Origin of the sequence: Spirosoma sp. SC4-14, assembly GCF_037201965.1 — a bacterium.
Taxonomy (GTDB): domain Bacteria; phylum Bacteroidota; class Bacteroidia; order Cytophagales; family Spirosomataceae; genus Spirosoma.
The window spans coordinates 4253335-4277648 of record NZ_CP147518.1 but is presented as its reverse complement, the minus strand read 5'-3'; the positions used below and the strand labels follow the sequence as shown (position 1 = coordinate 4277648).

The window sequence follows — 24314 nt, the reverse complement described above, 5'->3', positions numbered from 1 at the left end:
GCTGCACTAGAAGGGTGTATACTGATAAGCAGCGCAACCGTAAACCATAAACTAGTTTTGCTTAATCGATTAAAGGGATTTTCCTAAACCGTATAACAATGAAATCATCAGGTAAAAAAACGGGAATATCGCGCCGGTCGGCCATCCAGTCGGTGTTGGGTGTTGCCGGAATGAGTTCTATGATTTTGCCACAGGCATCGTATGGAGCCGATCCTGGCCGCTTTGCCGACTACAGCAAGGTCAAGATTACTAAGCTTGAAACCTTTCTGGTGAAACCACGCTGGATTTTCCTGAAAATCCATACCGATACCGGCATCTACGGCCTGGGGGAGCCATTGCTCGAAGGCCGGGCTTTGACGATTCAGACGGCTATCAAGGAAATTGAACCCTATCTGATTGGGAAAGACCCGCGCCAGGTTGTCCATCACTGGCAGGCCATTTACCGCCATGCTTTTTACCGCGGTGGACCCATTCTGACGAGTGCACTGAGTGGCATTGATCATGCGCTTTGGGACATCAAAGGCAAGCTGCTCAATGTGCCCGTGTATGAACTGCTGGGCGGACCCACGCGCGACCGGGTTCGGATCTACGGTCGGGCGAGCAATGCCGAAGACATGAAAAAACGGAAAGCCGAAGGCTATACGGTGATTAAAACCGGAGTTGCTCATAAGACCCCCGCCAACATTGTCGAAAACCCGCAATTCATCAAGTATGCTGTCGACAACTTTGCTTCGTTGCGCGAAGCGGGTGGCCCCGATATGGACATTGCCATCGACTTTCATGGCAACATTTCGCCACAGACTGCCAAGGTGCTCATAAAGCAGTTGGAGCCCTTTCAGCCCATGTTTGTTGAGGAGCCCTGTCAGGCGCAAAACGTCGATGTTATGGCCGACATTGCGCGGGGAACTCATTTGCCCATTGCGGCTGGCGAGCGGATTTTTACGAAGTGGGGCTTCCGCGAATTGCTCGAAAAACGCGCCGTTAGCATTGTTCAGCCCGATCTGTGCCATGCCGGTGGCATTACCGAAGGCCGTATCATTGCCGGAATGGCCGAAGCCTATTATGTACCCGTTGCTCCGCACAACCCCATGGGCCCTATTTCGCTGGCCGTAGGGCTGAATCTGGCCGCCAGTGTGCCCAATTTTCTGGTTCAGGAGCAGGTTACGCTGGGCGATGGCTACCTCAAAAATCCCTTCAAACTTCAGAAAGACGGTACGGTCCTGATTCCGAAAGGCCCTGGTCTGGGGGTAGAGCTCGACGAAGCGCTCATGAAAGACAAAATTGGCCACGACTGGAAGAATCCTGAATCCTATAATGCACTCGATGGCTCCGTAGTCGACTGGTAATCAGCTTGCAAAATAGTGGCCTTTAGGTCAGAACGATAAAATCTTTTCCATAAACCCTATTCGAACCTTTAAACACAGTTAACCAAATTTTTGATTGCTCAATGAAATCCTTACCATGAAAAAAAGTCTAAAAGTTTTCCTGCTTCTGCTGTTTCTGAGCCAGGGTTTTGCCTTTGCTCAGAATGCCAGAATAACTGGTAAAGTAACCGGTCCAGACAATCAGGGATTGCCTGGTGTAAACGTTCAGGTGAGTGGTACCACCCTCGGTACATCGACGGATGTAAATGGCACATTTTCGCTGAATGCGCCCGGTAATGCCTCGCTGGTGTTTTCCAATATCGGATATGTTAGCCAGACGATTCCCATTAATGGCCAGTCTGTCGTTAATGTGCAGTTGGCAGAAGATCAGAAAACGTTGAATGAAGTGGTCGTTGTGGGGTATGGTACACAGCGAAAGACCGACGTGACGGGCTCACTGACGTCTATTTCTACAAAAGAATTTGCCCAGCAGCCGGTCAACCGACTCGACCAGGTGTTGCAGGGCCGAGCTGCGGGGGTGCAGGTTTCGCAGACAAACGGAGCGCCGGGGGGCGATGCCCGGATTCGGATTCGGGGTGCTAACTCTGTATTGGGAAATAATAACCCGCTGTACATTGTCGATGGCTACGTTGGTGCCGATTTTAACTACGTAAACCCGAATGATATCGAAACGATCCAGGTCTTGAAAGACGCTGCGTCGACGTCGATTTACGGTAGTCGCGGTGCAAACGGGGTCGTTATCATTACAACCAAGAAAGGAGCGAGAGGACTTAAAGTGACCTATGAAGGCCAGGGAAGCGTGTCGGAACTCATTAAGCGATACGATGTTTTGCCCGCTGGCGAATTTGCCGAAATTGTGAATGCACGGGCTACGGCGACGGGAACAACGCCACCTTTTACGGCTGATCAGGTTGCGCAATTCAAACAAAACGGTGGTACCGACTGGCAGAGTCTGGTTTTTCGGACCGGTAGCGGTCAGCAGCATCAGGTAACGGTTTCGGGCGGTGGCGATAAAACAACATTCCTGATTTCGGGCAACTACCTCAACCAGAACGGTATCGTAAACAACAGTGGTTTCAGACGCTATATTCTGCGCACCAACATCAACACGCGGGTCAATGACAAATTATCGTTTCGGCTGAACCTGTGGGGAACCCAGAATAAAAACCATAACACCGTCGACGGGGGCGCTATTGTTCAGGCACTGGCCTGGGCACCCACAACACCTGCCTATGGGGCCGACGGTCAGCCGACCTTTACAGACCCGATTGGTTCCGTATATCGCAATCCGTTAGATTATCTCTACGATCAGTCCATCGACGTAACTCGCGCCAATCTGAACGTAAATGGTGGGTTGAACTATAAACTTCCCGTTAAGGGATTGACGCTCGACCTGACTTATGCGATCAACTACGGCGATATTCAGAATCTGAATTTTACGGGCAAGCGGCTCTCGAACAATGTGCCGAATGCCAGCCGTTCATCCTACGAACAGGTTACGTTGCAAAACACCAACAACCTGAATTATGATGTAAAAATTGGCGATCACTCGATCAATGCGGTTGCGGTGCTGGAAACGCAGCAGTATACCGAGCGGAACTTTACGGCGAGTGCATCGGGTCTTCGTTTCCCACAACTGGGTTACGATAACATCGGCGGTAATGCGGCTGCTTCGGTCGCTTCGGCCTATCAGAAATGGACACTGCTTTCGTTGCTGGGTCGGGTAAACTACGGCTATAAAGACAAATATCTGGTATCGGCTGCGGTTCGGCGGGATGGTTCGTCAAAATTCAGCAAAGCGAACCGATACAGTGTTTTCCCGTCGGTAGCGCTCGGCTGGCGGTTGTCGGAGGAAGAATTTATCAAAAAGCTCAACGTGTTCAGCAATCTGAAACTGCGGGGTAGCTGGGGTATGACAGGTAGCCAGGCTATCAACCCCTACGCAACCTTGTCGACCTATGGCACTACCTTCGAGGCTTTCAACAACACTGCCGCCACGGCCGGGGTTATTCTGGGCAATCCCGGTAATTCGAACCTGAAATGGGAAACAACCCGTCAGGTCGATGTGGGGCTGGAAATGGAGTTCCTGAATGGGCGCATTCATGTGGAAGCGGATTATTTCAAGAAAAATACCACCGATCTGTTGCTGAATGTGGCTATACCAGCTTACGCAGGGGGGGGCACACAAACCAGAAACGTGGGCGAAGTCGAAAACACAGGCTTTGAGTTTTCGCTCGGTGGCGTACCCATCGACAAAGGTGGCTTCCGCTGGGAGTCGAATCTGAATGTGTCGACCCTGAAAAATCAGGTGATTAGCCTGGGTGGTTTGCCACGGCTGGGCACCGGTACGGGTGTTGGCGGAGGGATGTCGACAACGTACGAGTATATGCTGATGCCTGGTCAGTCGCTGGGTTCGTATTGGGGGCTGAAATACCTCGGTACCTTCAAACCAAACGAAGCCGATCTGGCAGCTCAGTTCGGGCGGGTTCCCGGCGATCCGCACTATCAGGACCTGAACGGCGACAACTCCATTACCACCGACGACTTCCAGATTATTGGCCGGGCGTTTCCGCGTGTAACGGGCGGCTGGAACAACACCATGTCGTATAAAGGCTTTACGCTGAATGTGTTCTTCAATGCCGTGTTTGGTGTCGATAAACTCAACTACACGCGGGCGGCTGCCATGTCGGGGGCGGGCGATGCACGTCAGTTCATTCTGTCGGAAATCCGCAACTACTACCGGCCCGGCAACGAAACCTCCGATGTGCCAGCGTTTACGAAAACCTATCAGCCGTTTACACAGTCGAGCCGGTTCCTGGAGAATGGCAGCTTCGTTCGCCTGAAAAACGTTAGCCTGTCATACAATATTCCTTCGAGTCTGCTTAAGAACAAAGCCAACATTCGGGTGTTTGCCAGTGCAACCAACCTGCTGACCTTTACGAAATATAGCGGTCCTGACCCCGAATCGTCGCGGGTTGGCTCATCGACCGACACGGCTATTGGGATTGATTATGGTTCGTATCCTAACTCGAAAACCTACACACTTGGCCTGAATCTGGGATTCTGACGGTTTATAGTTGCTACGACTATTGGCACACAACCTGCTTTGGTAGCGCAACGATAGACTATAGACGATAAACCAGAAGAAAACTTTCGACAAAATATGAAACTTTCATGCAGGCATAAATTCCCCAAGGCATGAATACTCGGTTTCTAAACGTCCCCTTTGGGGGTTGGGGGCTCTTTTTATTCACATGAAAAAATTACTCATACTAGGACTTGTAGCTATGCTGGGGGCAAGCTGCAAAAGTTATCTGGACGAAGACACTACCGGGTTACTCTACGGCCCAAATGTATTGTCGACCCAGGATGGTTTAGAATCGGCACTGACGGGTGCCTATCGCGGTCTGGGAGCGCAGTGGACTTACGGGTTTCTCCATCCGTCGGCCAATGCGGCCGTGCTGGGTGGCGATGACGTGACGACGCACCCGGCCAGTAACAAAGCCGACTGGCGCGAGTTCGATCAGTTTAACGTATCGACAACAAACCAGCGGTCGGGAGCGGTGTACAATGGCTGCTACAAAGCTATTCAGGGCGCGAACAACGTGATCAATAATTACCAGAAAACCACGGGAACCAAAGCTACCATCGACATTATTGCTGGTGAAGCCTATTTCATTCGCGGTTTTTCATATTACTGGTTAACTCGTTTCTACGGCAGTATTCCGGTGGTGATGTCGGGCGAATATTCCGATACCTTGCTGACAATCAAGAAGTCGACGCCCGAACAGGTGTATAACCTGATTGTGTCGGATCTGAAGAAAGCCGAAACCATGTTGCCCGATACCCGTCGCGATCCGGGTCGGCCCAATGCGGGTTCTGCCAAAGCATTTCTGGCCGATGTGTACCTGACGATGGCGGGCTGGCCGCTGAAACAGACCGACAAATACGATCTGGCAGCAGCCAAAGCAAAAGAAGTGATCGACAACAGCGGTAAGTATGGTTTTTCGCTGATGCCTACGTTTGCGGCAGTCTTCGCCAACGACCCGGCGGTGGCTATCATTCCCGAATCGGTCTACCAGATCAGTGGGTTTACGGGCGGTAGCGGAACCGCCAATGCGACGTATGGCAACACGGCCATGCCGGGTGAAGAAGGTGGCTGGGACGATATGTTTGCCGAGCTTTATTTCTTCCGCGATTTTCCTGAAGGACCACGGAAGGATGTGACATTTCGAACAGAATTTGGCTTAGGAACCACAAAAATCCCCTGGCAGAACAGCCTGACCAAACATCCGTACTACCAGAAATGGTACATCAAAGGCAATATCGTAACGTCCAGTATTTCGTTGCCATCGGTTATGATGCGCTATGCACACGTGCTGACCATCTATGCCGAAGCCAAGGCCCGTGGTACGGGTGGACCCGATCAGGCAGCTTATGATGCGCTCAACCAGATTCGGTTACGCGGACGAGCCAGTGGTACCAAATCAATCTCACCAACTGATGGGCTGACGGCTACGCAGTTTGCCGACGAAGTAGTGCAGGAGCGCGCATGGGAATTTGCCTGCGAACGGACCCGCTGGTTCGATCTGGTACGGCTCGAACGGGTAGAAGCGGCCAATGCCAACAAGAGCCCCGACGATCTGCAACCCATCAAAGCGATTACGAAGGCGAACTACTGGTTCCCATTGCCTTATTCGGATACGTCGATTAACCCGAACCTGAATTAGTAACACAGACCACGCTGTTGCTTTCCCTTGTTGTGCCAGCCCTGGTTGGCTGGCACAACTAAACAAACACATACGATTGTGAAACAGCTAATCATCGCTACGCTGGCAACGCTCGGATTGGGTGCTACCACCATGCCTCTGGCCGAATGGCCGCAGGCCGAACTCTCAAATGGGCTCGTTCAGACTACCTTGTATCTGCCCGATGAGCAAACGGGCTACTATCAGGGAACCCGCTTCGACTGGGCAGGGGCCTTCAAAAACCTGACCTACAAGGGGCATAATTTTATTGAGCAATGGTTCGAAAACTACGACCCGAAGCTCCACGATGCCATCAATGGGCCTGCCGAAGAGTTTGTGCCGCTTAATTATGCCGAGGCTAAAGCGGGCGAGACCTTCGTGAAAATTGGCGTAGGATCGCTTCGGAAACCCGATGATAAACCCTATGCATTTGCCCGGAATTATGAAGTGGCTGATTATGGCAAACGAAAAATTAAAAAGCATAAAGACCGGATCGAGTTCATACATGAGCTGACCAACCCAAATGGCTACGGCTATGTGTATCGGAAAACGGTGCGGCTCACGAAAGGAAAGCCGGAACTTGTGCTGGAACACCGTCTGAAAAATACCGGCAAACGCCCGATTCAAACCAGCACGTACGACCATAATTTTTTCATCATCGACAATCAGCCAACTGGCCCAACGGTGAATGTGCAGTTTCCGTTCGACGTGAAAGCGGAGGGCAGAGGCTTTGGAAGCCTGATTCAGCCAGAAGGTAGTCGGTTGGTTTATGCCCGCAACCTGGAAAAAAAAGAGCAGGTCTTCAGCGCCGGATTGCAGGGGCTAACCGCATCGGCCAATGATTACGACATCCGAATTGAAAATATGAAAACGGGCGCGGGTATACACATCAAAGGCGATAAACCGCTGGAGAAACTGGTATACTGGGCCTGTGCTACAACCTCCTGCCCAGAGCCCTACATCCGTCTGGAAGCCGCCCCTGGCCAGGAAATCCGCTGGACAATTACGTATGAGTTTTATGAGAAATGAAGGTGGTATACCGTATACCATAAATCGTATACCGTAATCCCAATACCAACCATGAACCTACTCCTGAAATCCTTCCTTGGCCTTTTGGTGCTGGGGAGCTATGTGCCGCTCAACTGGCAGGAGCCGGTGGAGCAGCTCCGAAAAACGGGCGACGACTGGCCTGCCTATGGCGGTAATAATGCCGGAAATCGGTATTCGCCACTGACGCAGATCAACCTGAACACGGTAAAAAACCTGCAACTGGCCTGGTCGTACGATACCGGCGACAACCATGATCCATCTCAACGCGGTATGGATATTCAATGTCAGCCCATTGTTGTGGATGGTATTTTGTATGGCACATCGCCCCGGCTGAAACTCTTCGCCGTCGATGCGGCAACGGGTAAACAGCGGTGGCAGTTCAATCCGTTTGCCGATCCCGATAAGCGCCCCCGGTTCCATCCTTTGCGGGGTGTTGTCTATTGGGAAGATAGCGACCGTAGCCACGGAACCGACAAGCGAATCCTGTACACCGTTGGCTCGACATTGTACGCGATCAATGCCGAAACCGGCAAACCCGTTGACAGTTTCGGAAAGAATGGCGAAGTCGATTTGCACGAAGGGCTTGGCGATGTCGAAACGCTGGGCTACGATGTGATGAAGTATTCCATTCGGGTCACGACACCGGGTGTCATCTACAAAGACCTACTCATAACGGGTTCGGCGCTAAACGAAGGGGGGGATGCTCCTCCGGGTTATATCCGGGCGTTTAACGTGCGTACGGGTAAACTGGCCTGGGTTTTCCACACGATTCCATTGCCCGGCGAATATGGCTACGAAACCTGGTCGAAAGATTCGTATCGGAAACTGGGGGGCGCCAACTGCTGGGCGGGTATGGTGCTGGATGAAAAACGGGGCGTCGTATATGCCGGTACAGGATCGCCATCGGTCGATTTTTACGGCGGTGCCCGCAATGGACAGAATCTGTTTGCCAACTGTGTTATTGCACTGAATGCCGAAACCGGCAAACGAATCTGGCATTTCCAGACGGTTCATCACGATCTGTGGGACCGCGATCTGCCTTGTCCCCCCAACCTGATTACCGTTAAGCATAACGGAAAGATGGTCGATGCCGTAGCGCAGGCTACTAAAGATGGCTATGTTTTTGTTTTTGATCGCGATACCGGCAAACCGCTTTTCCCGGTCAAAGAAGTACCGGTGCCCACGTCTCCGGCACTACCCGGCGAAAAACCCTGGCCCACGCAACCAGTACCCACGAAACCCGCGCCCTTTGTTCGGCAGGAACTGACCGAGGCTGAAATCACCACCCGCACACCCGAAGCGCACGCCTATGTGCTGGATCGGTACAAAAACAGCCGACATGGTAGTAAATACATGCCACCCAGCGAAGAAGGCACGCTGTTTTATGGCTTCGGTGGTGGAGCCGAATGGGGAGGTAATGCGGCCGATCCCGACGGGATTTTATACCAGAATGCCAATACGATGCTCTGGTGGCTCAAGATGCGCGACATCCGCAAGCCGCAGAATGGCATGGCCATGACGCGGGGAGGGACGCTATTTAACACAAACTGCGCCGTATGCCATGGCAACAGTGGTAAAAGCAGCACTGTCGCCAATACCGCTCAGGCCTATCCCGATCTGAGCGATGTGGGTAAACGAATGAATCGGGAGCAAATTAGTTCGATCATGACAACGGGGCGCGGGCGGATGCCATCCTTCGCCCACTTGTCGAAAGACGACCGGGACGCCATCATTAATTTCCTGCTGAAAGTCGACAGTAAACCGGCCGGTCAGCCCGACCAGCATAGCTCCGTGGTGACGGGCTCCGTAACCGAAGGTGCTGATTTTCCGTATCTTCCGCCCTACATGAACAATGGTAATACGCAGTTTCGTGATCAGGATAATTATCCGGCCATTAAACCACCCTGGGGCACACTCAACGCCATCAATCTGAATACGGGCGAATATCTCTGGCAGGTACCATTGGGCGAATACCCTGAGCTTAGCAAAAAAGGCATCCCGCCAACGGGCACCGAAAACCACGGAGGCCCCATTGTTACGGCGGGCGGGCTGGTTTTCATTGCTGCCACGTATGATGAAAAACTTCGGGCTTTCGATAAAAAAACGGGTAAAATCGTATGGGAATATAAACTGCCTGCGGGTGGTTTTGCTACCCCGATTACCTATATGGTCAATGGGAGGCAGTATGTGGTTATTGCCGCAGGAGGCACCCGCTATGGACTAAAACCCGGCGGCTCCTATGTCGCTTTTGCACTGCCGTAAACAGTTTGAAACTATACCTTTTATGAGAAACTATGTAATAGGATGTGATTGGGGAACAAGCTCGTTCAGGCTCCGCCTGATTCATGTGCCTGATCTCCGGCTGGTCGGTGAAATTACATCGCAGGAAGGAGTGGCCAGCACGTTCACAGCCTGGAAAGCGAAGGGCGAAAACCCGGATATGTCCCGCGAGCACTTTTTTCGACAGCAACTGACCCGGCAGGTCGATGTTCTGGCCCAGAATACCGGCGTTGACCTGCGTTCGGTTTCTATTGTTATTTCGGGTATGGCATCCTCTTCAATTGGTATGGATGAGGTTCCGTATGCCACACTGCCCTTTCCGGTCGATGGGAGCCGGGCCAGTATCCGGCGGCTGGAAATGCAGACCGATTTTCCGAACGATATTTTTTTGATTTCGGGCGTGCGAACAAGCCATGATGTGATGCGTGGCGAAGAAACGCAGTTGATCGGGCTGCTGGCATTGCTGGATACGGAGCATCATGGCGTCGAAAATGCAATTCTGATTTTCCCCGGCACGCACTCCAAACACATTTATATCCGCCATCAACAGGTTATCGATTTTCAGACATTCATGACCGGCGAAGTCTTCAACCTGATGTCGCAGTATAGCATTCTGAAAGATTCGCTCGAATCGATTGGCTTCACTTCGTTTTCAGATAGCGAACTAGAAGGGTTCAGGCTTGGGGTTCGGGAGTCGGATTCGGCATCAACCCTTAACAGTCTGTTTCGGGTCCGAACCAACCAACTGTTTGGCCTGCTCACGAAAACACAGAATTTTTTGTACCTGAGTGGCTTGCTAATCGGATCGGAGCTGAAATCGCTCTTTGGGCAAAAAGACTGGCCACTGATTCTATGCAGTGGTACCAACCTCTATGAATTGTATAAACTAGCGGTCGAAGAACTAGGCCTAACGGGCAGGACAACCACCATTTCTGCCGAACTTGTCGATAAGGCTACTATTGCCGGACAGGTGAAAATTGTTCAAAACCAACTATTATCCTTATCTAAATGAATACAACCGAACGTGCATTTTCGTGGGAGTTATTTAATAAAGCACCATTGGTCGGTATTATTCGTGGCCTGTTGGCCGATGAAGTTAGTCAGATTTTGCCTCTCTATCGGGACGCTGGTCTGACAACCATTGAAATCACAATGAACACCGCTGGCGCCGAAGCCATCATTGCCGATGCGTTGACGGCACATAGTAACGGCTTAAATATTGGTGCCGGAACGGTTTGTACGAAAGATGAGCTGGAAAAGGCGCTGGATGCCGGAGCCCAGTTTATTGTTACCCCCATCATCAACAAGAAAGTGATTAAAGCCTGCGTTAAGCGGGGCATTCCTATTTTTCCGGGCGCTTATACGCCTACCGAAGCCTATATGGCGTGGTCGCTCGGAGCGTCGATGGTGAAGATTTTTCCGGCTACTTCGCTGGGACCTTCCTATATCAAGGAACTGAAAGCTCCTCTGAATCAATTGAAAGTGATGCCTACGGGCGGAATCAGTCTGGACAATATGAGCGCCTATCTGAAGGCCGGTGCCGATGGCCTTGGCGTTGGAAGTCAGTTGCTCGATAAAACGCTGATTGCCCAGAAAAAATGGCCGGAGCTGAAAGCACACTTTGCCAATTTCCTGGCGGCTTATCAGTCGGTCATTGGTCGCTAAACCCCCGATCCATCGAAGGTTTTAAACTTTTTGAACGATAGCCGCTGAAATAGCCCTCAGCGGACAAGTACATTTATAAAAATAGATGTACTCAGCTTTTGCCCTGAACCACTCTTAACGAACCTGCATAATGCTAAGCGGAAAAATCAAAAATTATCGATGGTTGATTGTCGTTCTGTTATTCACGGCCACAACAATCAACTACCTCGATCGGCAAATTATAGGGTTGCTGAAACCCATACTGGAGAAAGAATTTAGCTGGACGGAAACCGATTTTGCGCATATTGTTATGGCCTTTACGGCGGCTTATGCCGTTGGATTACTCCTCTTTGGCTGGATTATTGATCGAATCGGGACCAAAGCCGGATACTCGGTAACAATCATAATCTGGAGTATTGCCGGCATGCTTCATGCTGTGGCCCGTAGTGTGTTTGGCTTTAGCCTGGCCAGGATTGGGTTGGGCATTGGCGAAGCAGGTAATTATCCTGCTGCCGTAAAAACAGTGGCCGAATGGTTTCCGAAGAAAGAACGCGGGCTGGCAACCGGACTCTTCAATGCCGGAACCAGCATTGGGGTTGTAGTTGCCGTTTTGGTTGTTCCATGGATATTGACTACCTACGGCTGGCACGAAGTCTTCTGGATAACGGGAGCGCTAGGGTTTGTGTGGCTACTTGTATGGCTACTGTTTTATGAGGTGCCAGCGAAGCAGTCGCGACTGACGACCGACGAATACACCTACATTACGTCGGGTCAGGAAACCGCGGCCGAGGCTGCCAACGACAAGGCCCCCATCAAATGGTTTACGTTATTTACCTACCCCCAGACCTGGGCCATGATTGTGGGCAAAGGACTAATCGACCCGATCTACTGGTTTTTTCTGTTCTGGCTTCCTTCTTATTTCTCATCGACGTTTAATCTGGACCTGAAAAAACCAAGTCTGGAACTGATGCTCATTTATACTGCCACTACCTTAGGGAGCATTGGGGGAGGCTATCTGTCGTCGCGGCTCATCAAAAGTGGCTGGCCCACGCTGAAAGCTCGGAAAACTGTGCTCTTTGCGTTTGCCGTAATCGAAGTGTCGATTATGCTGGCACAGTACATTACAGATGTATGGGTAGCTGTTGGCTTGTTAAGCCTGGCGGTTGCCATACATCAGGCCTGGGCTACCAACGTCTTTACACTGGCATCGGACCTGTTCCCGAAAAAAGCCGTGAGCTCGGTAGTCGGCATTGCGGGCACGGCCGGAGCGTTGGGCGGCATCCTGTTTCCAATGCTGGTGGGAAGCCTGCTCGACGACTATAAGGCTGCGGGAAATCTGTCGGGTGGCTACAACGTCATTTTCACCATTTGCGCCTTTACCTACCTCATTGCCTGGACTATTATCCACCTGCTGACCCGAAAGGTTAAAAGTGAATTAGTGATTGAATGATTGAATTGTTGAAGATTAAGCCTCTTTTTCTTCTTCAACAGTTCAATCATTCAATCCTTTCAGCCAGGCGAGGTTAAACCGGTAGTGCTGACTGCTGCTGACGAGGTGAATCAGGTTGTCGGGTGTTTGCGTGATGGCCAGATAGCCTTTGGGTTCGGCATGAGTTGAATCCATTTCGAACGCTCCGGTCCAGGCACCACCGTTCAGATACCGATACTGGCCATCGGTTAGCAGTTTCTTGACTGGCCAGGTTTTGCCATCGTCGAACGATAGAGCTGCATACATGCCATAGCCGGTGAATCGTTTCCCCGATGCATCCGTAAATTCCATACCTTTTTTGCGAAGGTTAACTTCGTCGGGATGGTGTGTAAACGAAATCAGGAGCAAAGGGCCTTCGTTGAGCCGATACAGAACCAGCCGCTGGCCGCTCCACACGGGCGGAAATTCAGATGCCTGATAGGTCCAGGTTTTTCCCATATCGTGCGAAATACTCATGGGCATACGAGGGGTTCCGTCGGGGCTAGGCAGATCGTCCTTACGGCCAAGCGCCAGCAGGCTGCCATCATTCAATTGCACGATTCCAGCATGGATTCCGGCAATCAGACCGCCCATAGCACCGTTTTTGTAGTCTGGTTTTTGCGGATCGGTGTAGGGATTAACCCAGGTTTTACCTTTGTCTTTACTAATATGAATGGCCGTTCCGCCCGTTGGCCCCGGATCGGCGTCACCTGCCTGAATGAGCCAGCCTTCACGGGTTTGCAACAGCCCTGCAATAACCTGATTGCGTTTAGTATGCTCGGGATCGGCAAAGTGCGGGGCTGTCCAGGTGGCACCATTGTCGTGGCTTTCGCGAACGGTCATGGCCAGGTTCTGCCAGTCGCCGTCGGTTTCTACCCCGTTCAGATGATAGATGGTTCCTTGGCCATCGTGCAGGAGCGACGTGCCGGTCATGTTGCGGTCGGGCACGTTGAAAAACTCTGACGGTTGGTCCCAGGTCTGCTGACCGGCCCGCAATCGACTCGCCAGAATGGTCATTTCGCGGCCCGACTCCTGATTGGTGGAGAACCAGGCGGCCAGCAGATCGCCATTGGCACACCAGGTAATGGCCGGGCAATGGTTGTGGGTAAAAAACGGAACGCCTGATGAGCATTCGGGTTTGTTTACATACCGGATCGGTTCCAGAAAAACAGGCTTCGTAGCCGAAACAGGTTTCCAGGTAAATGGTTTCTGCAAAACCTGCTGCATCACTGCCGTTGGGGCTTCGGCGGGTAGGGGGGCTGTAGGGAGAGGCTCGGCCTGAACAACCCGAAACCCGACCAGCCAGCTTTTGTCGGACGGAATCATTGCCATTCGGTTGGCCGAGCGAAGGTAGCGGACGGGCGTTCCATGACTACCGCCCCGCGTTACCCGATACAGACCACTCGCGCGCCCTACAGGATCGGTTTGGTTACCTGCCTTGTAGGTTCCATACCAGTCGGAGCACCATTCTTCAACATTGCCGTGCATATCGTGCAGGCCAAATTCGTTGGCGGGTGTCTGGCCTGTCTGTAGCGAAACGACCACTGGATTACGATCGGTTTGCTGGCTTTTCTGGTATTCGGCAGGGAGTTTGCCTCCGGTTGCGTAGTCGGACAGGTTGCGGGCTCGACAGGCATATTCCCATTCGGCTTCGGTGGGCAAACGGTATGTCTTACCTTCTTTTCTGGAAAGCCAGTTACAGAACGCAACTGCATTATCGTAGTTGACGAACACAACAGCTTCGTCGTCGGCTTTCGAGAAACCCATCTTTCCCCGAAGTGCTTTGTGCGATGGGTCGAAGGCTTCGTATTGGGCGTTGGTTACTTCTGTTGCGCCCATCAGAAAGGGTTTGCTGATGGTTACGCGGTGAATAGGCTGTTCGTCGGCATCTTCGCCATCGCGTTCGGAACCCATATAGAAGGACCCTGACGGAAGGGTTATGAGTCGAATACCAACCGAATTGATGGTCTGGGCGAATGAAACGGATGAGGTTAAGGTAAAGAAGAGGATGAATCGTTTGATCACGGCTGATTGAGCGTTCAGATGAATTAAGCTGCGAATTTCTACAAATCAGTTAAAAAACGCGATCTGGCCGGTGAATTACTGTTCTAAAGAAAATAACCTTGTGAAGGTTATGCCAATTGCCAGAGCATGACGTCTTTGCTCATGCCTTTCAGATGGGTGGCTCCAACCCGGCGTGGACTGATATTGATTGTTGATAGTTCGTCCATCACCTCCTGACTAACCAGAATCTGTGAATTGTATTCTTTATTGAGTTGTTCTATGCGCGATGCCTGGATAACTACAGTGCCGGTAATGTTATATTGCTGGCGGGTTTCGGTACCGATATTGCCCACCACAGCATCGCCCGTCTGAATGCCAATGCCAACCGTTGTTGGTTCAATTGTGCCGTTCTGACTGGCACTTGCCACCGCGTCCAGAATGGCCAGACCGGCTTCTACGGCTCGTTCGGCGGGGTTGTCGAGTGGGAGCGGAGCACCAAAGGTAGCCATGCAGCCGTCGCCCAGAAACTGATTGACAATGCCGCCATAGTTCCGAATAACCGTTGCAACCGTATCGAAAAAGGCACTTTGGTAAGCAATCACTTCATCGGGGGTGTGTGTATCGGCAAATTGGGTGAAATTACGGATGTCGAGAAACAGAATAGCGACCTTGCGGTGACTGGCTTCAAGTGCGCCTTTCTGCGCCAGAATGGCTTCTACCACCTCGGGCGATACCTGTTGGCCGAACAGCGTGCGGATTTGCTCGTTCATTTCGGTTCGCTCGATAGACAGTTCGATACTTAGTCGAATTTGCCGGGCAACGTAGCCCGCACCCGCGCCGGTCAGCAACATAATCAGTGCTTTAAGGGCATACGGGAACGTTTGGGTCATGTAGAAGCTAAACTCGTTAGCCGATGTCGTAACGGGTTCCAGCAGGTATAAACTCAGGCCATAGAATTCGAGCCCGGCCAGTGCGCCTGTCCAGAGTGCTACAACTACACTCAGCCGAAGTGTCGACAGGGTGATGAACACAAAATAGAGATAGGCGATGGGCGACAGCAGCATCAGAATGGGGTGGTCGAACGACCGGCTGACCATGTAAAGGGCTGCGGTAAGCACCGTGATTTCTACCGTTGCGTTTCCAAATTTTGCGAAGTAAGAGAGCGCTGAACCCGGAAACCGGCGGCTAATGAGCCCCAGGGTTCGCCAGACCAGAAGTTCATACACCAACATACCGCCCATGTAGACCGCAACCTGAATGGAAATATGTTTGTATTCACCGGCTTCGCCAATGGGCAGTCCTGAAAACGGAACGGTGATACCATACAGCAAAAAGCCAGAGGCAAACAGAAGGGCTAGTACGGCCGCTCGTTGTCGCTCGCGCCGAAAACTTTCTTGCTCAAATTCCTGCTGAAAGTAGGTGAGGACTGGCCGTTGATAATGATGCTTAAACATAAGCTGTATATTTTTTTCATGGGATGATGAACTGTATGAGATCGTTCAGGGAAAGAATAAGAGAACTTCATAGCCCGAAAAACAGGGTTATGTTGCCTACCTCCTGCGATGGCACACCTTTGAAGGTAGGTGATATGAACTTTTCGCTAACCGACAGGCCAAGCCTATTGCGTGTCAGTACGGCACCTACTTCCAACTGAGCCACCGACCGGTTAAGCAACTTGTTATTGAGCACATAATAGGCACGACTACGGGTGAAAAAGCCTCCCTGTAGGGTCGAATCGTCCAATAATAAGCGGAGAGTAGGGCGCATAAAGGCATAGAGCTGACGTTTCCGGTAACTTGGTGACCGATTGCCAGCCGGCCGTTCGAAGTTAGTGAAATAATTGCCCAGAAGTCCTGCTCTAACCATTAGCCCGGCGTTAATATTGTTACTTAGGGTGCCAACATTAGCACTCATCATCCCCAGAGCCTGCAACCCGGCCGACGGTTGAAACAACTGTTTTTCGTACTGAATCAGGTAGTTTACCAATAAGTCGGTTGGTAACTGATAGCGCCAGCCCTGAGGTTCATCGAAGCCAAGTTGACGGTGAACCCAAATCTGAAGCTCTTCGCCTAAAGCGGCTCGGCCGAGTACGCCCAATCCCAGTTCGGTAATTAACCGTTGTTTTCGGACTGAATCGGCAGACGTCAGGCCGTGCGTGGCATACAGAACTGCCGTGTAGGGGCGATCATTTCTAATAACGCTTTTCTGTTTTATGTTAGTTGGCGTATACATCAAATGCGTCAGGCCAACGCTATACATATTGTTGGCACTGGCGGCTATGGGTATCAGCAAGGCGCTAAGGAGCCGGGGTTTTGTGTTTTTGGTGTAAAGGATGTCGATTTTGGTGCCATTGGTATATTCCCGATCGCTGATCTTTCCCTGGGTATTAAGACCATCGTTGTCTTCGCTGATACGAATGAGTTGCAATCTGTTGCGTTGCGCCTGCGCTGGTAAACAGAGAAGAAGTGCCAGCCATAAGCACGCTAAGCGATTCATGAAACGAACAATTGGGGGCAAGCCAAATACTTTTACCACGGCTGGTTCTAAGCAGTTAAACGCGCCTACAAAGTAGTAGGTTTGTGAAAATCAGCCAATAGTTTTCCGAAAAAATGCTAGTATGCCTGTCGCTGCAAGTTCAGAAAACATCAGCGACAGGCATAATCGATAACTATGTTGGAGCGCTTGATCAATCGAATTTTACTTCTGCCAGCAAATAATTTTTGAGCTGACCCACCGTTTGCAGAGAAAACCAGTCCTCGTCGGGAATTCGAATACCAAAAGTAGTTTCTACCCGTATTAGTAGGTCCGTGACGTCCAGCGAATCGAGGCCAAGATCACGGATAAAGTTTGCCTGATCGGTTAAGGCTGTGAGGCTGATACCCATACCATTGAGTATCTCCTGTAAACGATTGTTAATCTCTGCTAGTGTCATGATGTGTTGAGCGATTAATTGGTTTACAATTTATGATTGCTCCGCCTGTCAGCATACATCCTTCTCGTGCGGAGCAACCATAAACGATAAACCGTAACCATAAACTATCTACACTGCCGCTTCGGCCAGTGTTTCAACGGCTTTTTCTTTACGGAAACGATTTTTGAACCATTCCTGAATGCGGTCGACAAGGTAATACATCATAGGAACCAGATAGATGGTAAGTACCATCGAACTGCTCAGCCCCCCAATCAGTACCCAGGCCAGCGAGTTTTTCCATTCGGCACCTGCACCGCTGGCCGTAGCAATGGGAATCATACCAATGACCATTGCAATGGTCGTCATCAGAATCGGACGGAGCCGTTCTTCGCCAGCGTGCAGAATGGCCTGCCGGAATGGAACTCCCTGGGCTTTCTGCTGATTGGCAAAGTCAACGATCAGAATGGCGTTTTTCACCACCAGACCAATCAGCATCAGCATACCCAACATAGCGAAAATGCCAATGTTCGATGAGCTAAGGGCCAGGGCCAGTAAAGCTCCAATCACAGCAACAGGTACTGAGAATAGCACCACAAACGGATATACGAAGCTGTCGTAGAGCAGGACCATGATGAAATACACGAGCATCAACCCGGCGAGCATGGCAATACCCAGTGAACCAAACCCTTCGCTCTGATTTTTGGCATCGCCCCCCCAGCTAACCGTAACACCGGCCGGAAGTGGGTTTTTGGCCAGATCGGCCTGAATCACGCTTGTCAGTGTGCCCGAACCCGTTCCGAGTGTGTTGGCCGTTACGGTTACTGACGACCGGCGGTTTTTGCGTTCCAGCAGCGATGGACCATTGCTTAGCGTAACGTTGGCAAACTCGGCCAGTCGAACCGATCGGTTGGCTGCTGGGCTGAAAAAGTTAATATTTTTTACGTCGTCGGGGTTTTTCCGATCAAATGCGTCGAGCATTACCCGAATGTCGTAATCTTCGCCACCATCCCGAAATTTCGAATCGTCGTTACCGGCAAAGGCATTTTGCAGCGTACCGCCCACCGTCTGGATGTTAAGGCCCAGCTTGGCCATTTTTTCGCGATCAATGTCGACCCGAACTTCTGGATTGCCCGACTCGACCGAAACGTTCACGTCGTTGGCACCCGGTGTTTTCCGAATCCGGTTGGCCAGTTCTTCGGCGGCTGCCAGATTCTGGGTTACGTCGTCGCCACTGAGGAAAATCTCGATCGGTGCCGAACCCGAATTAACCATACCTACCACCGAGGAACTGAATTCTACGGCCGGAAAATTATGTTCGAGTTCCTGCCGTACATCGATCATGTACTGCTCGGTAAGTTTATGGCCCGGACGTTCGCTGGCGTCGGCCAGTTGAACCGTTAATTCTGTACGGTTGGTTTCGCCCTGACCAGTGCTGTTCATGCCTGTGCTGGCACCACCAACGTTGGCGAAAATGCTCTCGACTTCCGGCTTTTTGCGCAGGTAGTTTTCGATGCTGCGAGCCGTCAGGTTGTTTTGCTGCAGCGATGCACTCTTATCCAGCTTCATCGTAAGCAGGAATTTACCCTGATCGCCCTGTGCCACAAACTCCGAACCAATAATGCCCAGACTCATTACCCAGCCCGTGAAAACGAAAATGGCGAGCAGAATACCGGTGAAAGCCAGTTTGTGCCCCAGCACCCAGGCCAGACTCCGGTGATAGCCATTTGTCAGTGCCGTCAGTCCTTTCTCGAACCAGAGCAGGAACGCCTGGAAAGGGTTCTTTGGGTTCAGATGTTCCAGTTTGGCCAGCATAGATGTTAGCCAGGGTGTCAGGGTAAAGCTAACCAGCAAACTAACCATGGTAGCGAAGGCAACGGTGAGCGAAAACTGGCGCAGCAAATCGGCAATAACGGAACTAACAAAAGTGATGGGTACGAAAACAACCACAATCACAAGGGTGATGGCTACGGCCGCAAAACCGATTTCGCTAACACCGTCGAGCGTGGCGCGCCAGCGGTTTTTGCCCATTTCGAGGTGTCGCTGAATGTTTTCGAGAACCACAATGGAGTCGTCGACCAGAATCCCGATTACCAGCGAAAGGGCCAGTAGTGTCATCAGATTCAGCGAGTAGCCCATCACGAACATGAACAGGAAGGCCGAGATCAGCGAGGCCGGTACAGACACCATGACGATGAATGCATTTCGGAAGCTATGCAGGAACAGAAGCATAACCACCGCTACCAGGCCTACGGCCAGAATCAGGTCGTGCGTTACGGCTTCTACCGATGCCAGCGTAAATACACTGCTGTCGTAAGCAATGGCGAATTTAACGTTGTCTTTGGCATTATCTTTCTCAATCTGGGCCAGCTTTTCCTGAACCGAGTGGCTAATGTCAACGGCGTTGGCGTCTGACTGTTTTTTAATGAAGAGGCCAATTCCATCCCGGCCATTGTAGCGGCTGATGCTGGTTGGTTCCGTCAACCCATCGGTTACGGTGGCTACATCACCCACTCGAATGGGGCTACCATCTTTGGGTGTTGCAATGACCAGTTTCCGAATATCGTCCAGCGACGAAAATTTACCCGCCAGCCGCAGGGTCATGTTTTCGCGGGTGTTTTTCACTTTTCCCGTAGGAAAATCGAGGTTGGCCTGATTGATTGCCTGCGATACCTGAAGTAAGGATAGACCATAATAATTTAGCTTGTCGTCGTTGACATTAACGCGGATTTCGCGCTTGTCGCCACCAACCATCATAATTTCGGCTACGCCTTTTATCTGCTGAAGCTGTGGTAGATACCGGTCTTCTACTTCCTGATAAAACACTTCGGTAGGAAGGTTCGAGGTGGCCAGCAACTGCATGATGGGCTGATCGCTGGGCGAAATTTTTGTCAGAGATGGTTGTTCGGCGTCGTCGGGCAGATCGCTGACCATTTTGTCGATTTCGCGTTGTGCGTCTTCCAGCGCAGCATCAATGTTGGTGCCGGGTTTAAATTGCACCACCACGACCGACGCATTTTCGAAGGAATTGGCTTTCACATCGTCGAGGTTATCGAGCCCCGAAACCGCATCCTCAATTTTCTTGCTGACTTCCGTTTCCACTTCTGATGGGGCAGCCCCCGGATAGGCCGTTGTGATGGTTACCATAGGCACCGAAAACTCGGGCAACAGTTCGTAGCTCAGAAAGCGGTATGAAAATAGGCCACCAATTGTCAGTATCGCAAACAGTACGATAATGAGTGAGGGGCGTTTTATGATCGTTTCAACGAATTTCATATTTGTAAATGATTGAAATGTTGAGTTGTTGAATGATTGAATTAGGCTCCGCCGTTGCGACGGTTCGCCGTTGCGACGGTCCGCCGTGCGGTTGAGTAGCGAGTTGGTATTTACTCGCACGGTATATCCTCAAAAGGCGGAGCCTAATTCAATCATTCAATTTATTGTGCCACTACAGCCGTGCCGTTTTGTAGATTGATCTGACCACTTGTAACGACCCGGTCGCCTGCTTTGAGGCCGTCCGTTATTTCATAATAATCGTTGGTCGTTGCACCGATTTTAACCGACTTTAGAATCGATTTGCCGTCTTCGATTACATAAACCTGAGGCTGCTTTTCGGAGCCGATGATCGCCTGCCGAGGAACGGTTAGGGTTTGCCCTTTCACCTGACTGGTGTTGGCAATGGTGCCGTACATACCAGCCCGCAGCAGATTTTTCCCCGAATTATTGACGGTGATTTCAACCGGATAATTGTGAGCGGCATCGCCCTGAGCACCAATCAGCGTAACACGACCTGTAAACTGAGCATCAGGATAAACTTCGGTCGAAATGGCCAGCGACTGACCAACGCGGAAATGATTTATGGCTTTTTCGGGTACATCGACTACCAGCTTCACCGACGAAATATCGGTAACCTTGGCAATGGGCGATCCGATGGATACGACCGAGCCTTTTTCAACCATTTTTTCGGTAACGATACCCGAAAAGGGTGCCGTAATGGTCGTGTTGTCAAGTTGCTTCTGAAGTTGTTTGATCTGGGCCTGCGTAGCGCGAATATTTAATTGCGTACGTTCCAGATTAACAGCCGGTGTGGCATCGCCCTTTACCAGATTTTCGTAGCGCTTAAGGTCATTTTGGTAGCCTTCCAGCGTAACCTGAAGACCTTCAATCTGGTAACGGAGTTGCTCATCGTCCAGTTTGGCAATCAGCTTTCCGGCTCCCACTAACTGGCCTTCCACAATTGGAAGCTGAACGATCTGGCCACCCGCCTGGGGACGGATTTCGATTTCACGATTGGCGGCAAAAGAACCCAGAAATTCAGATTCCTGCGATAGATTCCGAAGTTCGGCAACGGCAGTCCGAACGCCCACTTTCTGATCGGGATTGGGTTTGTAGACCTTCGCTTCGACTTCTTTTTTGTTGTTAATGAGTGTCCAGGCGGTTAGTCCCAGCGTAGACACAATGGCAAGTAATACAACGATTCGTTTCATGACATTATTCGGGTTGATTCTTGTGTATGGGGTCAGTTTTCGGTTTACTGTTTTCAGTTTATGGTTTACCGTTGCGCTGCCCTGGAAGGATGCGGGCTAATAAGCGGAGCCACCGTAAACCGTAAACCGACTACCTTACCGGCTAATCAGACTGCCAGTGGCTTTTTTCCAGTCGAGTTCGGCCGTGCGAAGATTGACCAGCGTGGTTAGGTATGTATTTTGTGCATCGCGGAGGGAGTTTTCGGCCTGTACTACTTCGGTCAAATCAACCGTACCTTCCTTAAACTGTAGCTGCGTTTGCGTATAGACTTTTTCGGCCAGAGCAACCTGCCCCCGGTTGGTTGTCAGGTTCTGTTGTTCGACCAGAAATTTGTTGCGGGCATTGGCAATATCCATTGAAATCGACTCGCGAACCTGCCGCGTTTGTACATCCAGCTTTTGATCGTCGATGCGTTTCTGACCGAGTTTGGCTTTGCGGGCCAGCCCGTCGAATACGTTCCAGTTCAATTGAAGCCCTACCCAGTAACCTGGCAGATTTTTGATGTAGGAGTTATCGCCCCCAATGGCATATACCGAACTGTTGGCCACACCATAGGCCGAAACCGATGGCACAAAACCGGCTTTAATGTTTCGTTGTTCAAGGCCATTGATCAACTTTTGCTGATCGAGCAGTTGTAAATCGGTCCGGTTGATGGTGTATTCGTTGCCAGGCGCTACCGGAATACTTTCTTCAATGGCGGTCTGAACCTGCAACGAATCGGTTTGGGGAGTGCCGGTGAGGTATTTGAGCGAATTAAGCAACTGATTATAGGTTGCCTGAAGTGATTCAATCTGGGTTTGCGAGGCTGTTTTACTCAGTTGGAGCCGGTCGACGTCGATACCCTGCGCCAGTTGGTTTTGCCGACGAAGATCTGTTATCCGAATCAGACGTTCGGTAGCAGCCAGGTTGCTACGCAGAAAAGCGATCTGTTGAGCGGTTGTCTGGAGGTTGTAGTACGTAGCCGACACGTTGTAGGCAACATCTTCTTTCGTCTTCTGGGTTTGCAGCGCCGACAGGTCGCGGCTGGCTTTGGCCGCTTTGGTGGCAATCAGAAGTGATTGACTATAAATGGGTTGGGTTGCCTGGACCGATGTTGAGAGGTTGTAGGGAAGGCCAAACGCTACGGCTGAGTAGGTGCCTTCGGGCCCGCCAAAAACCGATGCCGGAATAACCTGCCCCGGAATTTTAAGGTACCGTTTGTAGTCGCCCGTTAGGTTGACCTGTGGTCTGGCCCCTGCTTTCACTTCGGCAATCTGGGCTTCTGTTTTTAATTCATCCAGTTTAGACGATTGCACACTATAGTTGTTAGTTAGTGCTTTATCTATTAATTGTTCAAGCGTTAAGTTCTGCGCTCTCGCTAGAGAAGAGACCAGTAACAAACTGGCCGATAGGTACCATTGAACGGTTTTCATGGTCGGTAAGAAACGTTTATTTTAAATGCTTGGACTAAGCAAAAATTTTAAATATTTGTTTAAAATAGTGATAAAAAAATAGGCGATTACGCCTTCTCGAATTCAAAAATATAGGTGGTGACCATGTCGGTAACCAGGGCTTTGTGTTCGTTGGCAAACTTTTCGAAGTCATCCTCATCCATTTGCCACATTTTCATGTGCATGGCCTTGCCAATAAACAGAAACTGTATGTTGCAAAAGATCATCGGCATTAGATGAATGGCTTTGATTGGCCGAACGTTGCCCCGCTTAATTTCCTGCTGAAGCTGCTCTTCGAACAGCGAGTGGTGAATCTGTTTCATTACACCAAGACTGCTTGCCATCCGATCGGGGTCGCGGTGAATTTCATTCATAATGAAAATCGCCAGACTCGGGTTTTTCTTCAGCAACTGAAAATCGTGTTCGATCAGTTCGGTAATTTTTTCCCGGAGGCTGATCGGTTTGTTCATAATATCGACCATTCCGTTGAAGAACAACTGAAGCATTTCTTCAAAAATGCTCATAAACAGTTTTTCTTTACTACGGAAATAGTAGTTGGTCAGTGCAATGTTAATACCCGCGGCATCGGCAATATCCCGCGAGGTAGCTCCATCGAACCCCTTTTCCAGAAAGACCCGCTTGGCGGCTTCCCGTATCTTCTCTTCGGTCGATTTAAAAGGGGTACAGTTCATGCTTTTTTTCATCTGACATTCAAAAGTATTTGTTGCTTTCTTAACACACAAATTTCTTGAATGGTTTTTTTAAACAAATATTTAAAATTCTTGATTTCGTACTGTTTTGTGGTAAATTAGTTTTAAACTGGCTATTGGCTGTTAGCTCTGAGCCAGTTCAATAGTCAATAGCTAACAG

Annotated in this window: 16 protein-coding genes; 8 read left to right on the top strand and 8 right to left on the bottom strand. The window is 50.7% G+C overall.

Translation table 11 applies throughout. From position 1 onward, the window contains the following. The first annotated feature begins 98 nt into the window (after positions 1 to 98). The 8 genes from dgoD to WBJ53_RS17485 all read left to right on the top strand — a co-directional run bounded on the left by dgoD (position 99) and on the right by WBJ53_RS17485 (position 12557). The gene (dgoD, locus tag WBJ53_RS17520) at positions 99 to 1346 is read left to right on the top strand and encodes a galactonate dehydratase (protein ID WP_338868430.1); all 1248 of its coding nucleotides are present in this window, start codon (positions 99 to 101) and stop codon (positions 1344 to 1346) included. Between the two features lie 115 nt (positions 1347 to 1461). Then, positions 1462 to 4452: a TonB-dependent receptor gene (locus WBJ53_RS17515; protein WP_338868429.1), complete on the top strand. Its 2991-nt coding sequence runs from the start codon at positions 1462 to 1464 to the stop codon at positions 4450 to 4452. A gap of 187 nt (positions 4453 to 4639) precedes the next feature. Continuing rightward, positions 4640 to 6115 carry a RagB/SusD family nutrient uptake outer membrane protein gene (locus WBJ53_RS17510; RefSeq protein WP_338868427.1) on the top strand — a complete coding sequence of 492 codons (1476 nt, stop codon included), beginning with the start codon at positions 4640 to 4642 and terminating at the stop codon, positions 6113 to 6115. A gap of 78 nt (positions 6116 to 6193) precedes the next feature. Further along, complete coding sequence (locus tag WBJ53_RS17505) at positions 6194 to 7162, top strand: hypothetical protein (protein ID WP_338868425.1); 969 nt, start codon at positions 6194 to 6196, stop codon at positions 7160 to 7162. 51 nt (positions 7163 to 7213) lie between these two features. Continuing rightward, positions 7214 to 9445: a PQQ-binding-like beta-propeller repeat protein gene (locus WBJ53_RS17500; RefSeq protein ID WP_338868423.1), complete on the top strand. Its 2232-nt coding sequence runs from the start codon at positions 7214 to 7216 to the stop codon at positions 9443 to 9445. A gap of 22 nt (positions 9446 to 9467) precedes the next feature. Continuing rightward, complete coding sequence (locus WBJ53_RS17495; protein WP_338868421.1) at positions 9468 to 10475, top strand: 2-dehydro-3-deoxygalactonokinase; 1008 nt, start codon at positions 9468 to 9470, stop codon at positions 10473 to 10475. Continuing rightward, on the top strand, positions 10472 to 11128 hold the full coding sequence (locus WBJ53_RS17490) for a bifunctional 4-hydroxy-2-oxoglutarate aldolase/2-dehydro-3-deoxy-phosphogluconate aldolase (protein WP_338868419.1): 657 nt from the start codon (positions 10472 to 10474) through the stop codon (positions 11126 to 11128). The genes WBJ53_RS17495 and WBJ53_RS17490 overlap by 4 nt, the downstream gene beginning before the upstream one ends. Before the next feature lie 130 nt (positions 11129 to 11258). Then, positions 11259 to 12557 (top strand): MFS transporter, encoded by a 1299-nt coding sequence (locus WBJ53_RS17485; protein ID WP_338868417.1) that lies wholly within the window; start codon positions 11259 to 11261, stop codon positions 12555 to 12557. Positions 12558 to 12599: 42 nt separating this feature from the next. Here the strand turns inward: WBJ53_RS17485 and WBJ53_RS17480 are convergent, their stop codons facing one another. The 8 genes from WBJ53_RS17480 to WBJ53_RS17445 all read right to left on the bottom strand — a co-directional run bounded on the left by WBJ53_RS17480 (position 12600) and on the right by WBJ53_RS17445 (position 24136). Further along, on the bottom strand, positions 12600 to 14600 hold the full coding sequence (locus tag WBJ53_RS17480; RefSeq protein WP_338868416.1) for an SUMF1/EgtB/PvdO family nonheme iron enzyme: 2001 nt from the start codon (positions 14598 to 14600) through the stop codon (positions 12600 to 12602). Between the two features lie 107 nt (positions 14601 to 14707). Next, complete coding sequence (locus WBJ53_RS17475; protein ID WP_338868414.1) at positions 14708 to 16033, bottom strand: adenylate/guanylate cyclase domain-containing protein; 1326 nt, start codon at positions 16031 to 16033, stop codon at positions 14708 to 14710. A 67-nt stretch (positions 16034 to 16100) separates the two neighbouring features. Then, a complete protein-coding gene (locus WBJ53_RS17470) occupies positions 16101 to 17075 on the bottom strand; it encodes a lipid A deacylase LpxR family protein (protein WP_338868412.1) in 975 nt (324 codons plus the stop codon). Positions 17076 to 17265: 190 nt separating this feature from the next. Then, complete coding sequence (locus tag WBJ53_RS17465) at positions 17266 to 17511, bottom strand: acyl carrier protein (protein WP_338868410.1); 246 nt, start codon at positions 17509 to 17511, stop codon at positions 17266 to 17268. Positions 17512 to 17619: 108 nt separating this feature from the next. After that, positions 17620 to 20763: an efflux RND transporter permease subunit gene (locus WBJ53_RS17460; protein ID WP_338868408.1), complete on the bottom strand. Its 3144-nt coding sequence runs from the start codon at positions 20761 to 20763 to the stop codon at positions 17620 to 17622. A gap of 161 nt (positions 20764 to 20924) precedes the next feature. Beyond that, the gene (locus WBJ53_RS17455) at positions 20925 to 21974 is read right to left on the bottom strand and encodes an efflux RND transporter periplasmic adaptor subunit (protein WP_338868406.1); all 1050 of its coding nucleotides are present in this window, start codon (positions 21972 to 21974) and stop codon (positions 20925 to 20927) included. 135 nt (positions 21975 to 22109) lie between these two features. Further along, on the bottom strand, positions 22110 to 23426 hold the full coding sequence (locus WBJ53_RS17450) for a TolC family protein (RefSeq protein ID WP_338868404.1): 1317 nt from the start codon (positions 23424 to 23426) through the stop codon (positions 22110 to 22112). An 86-nt stretch (positions 23427 to 23512) separates the two neighbouring features. Continuing rightward, entirely contained in the window at positions 23513 to 24136 is a 624-nt protein-coding gene (locus WBJ53_RS17445) for a TetR/AcrR family transcriptional regulator (RefSeq protein WP_338868402.1), read from the bottom strand. Positions 24137 to 24314 lie beyond the last annotated feature (178 nt).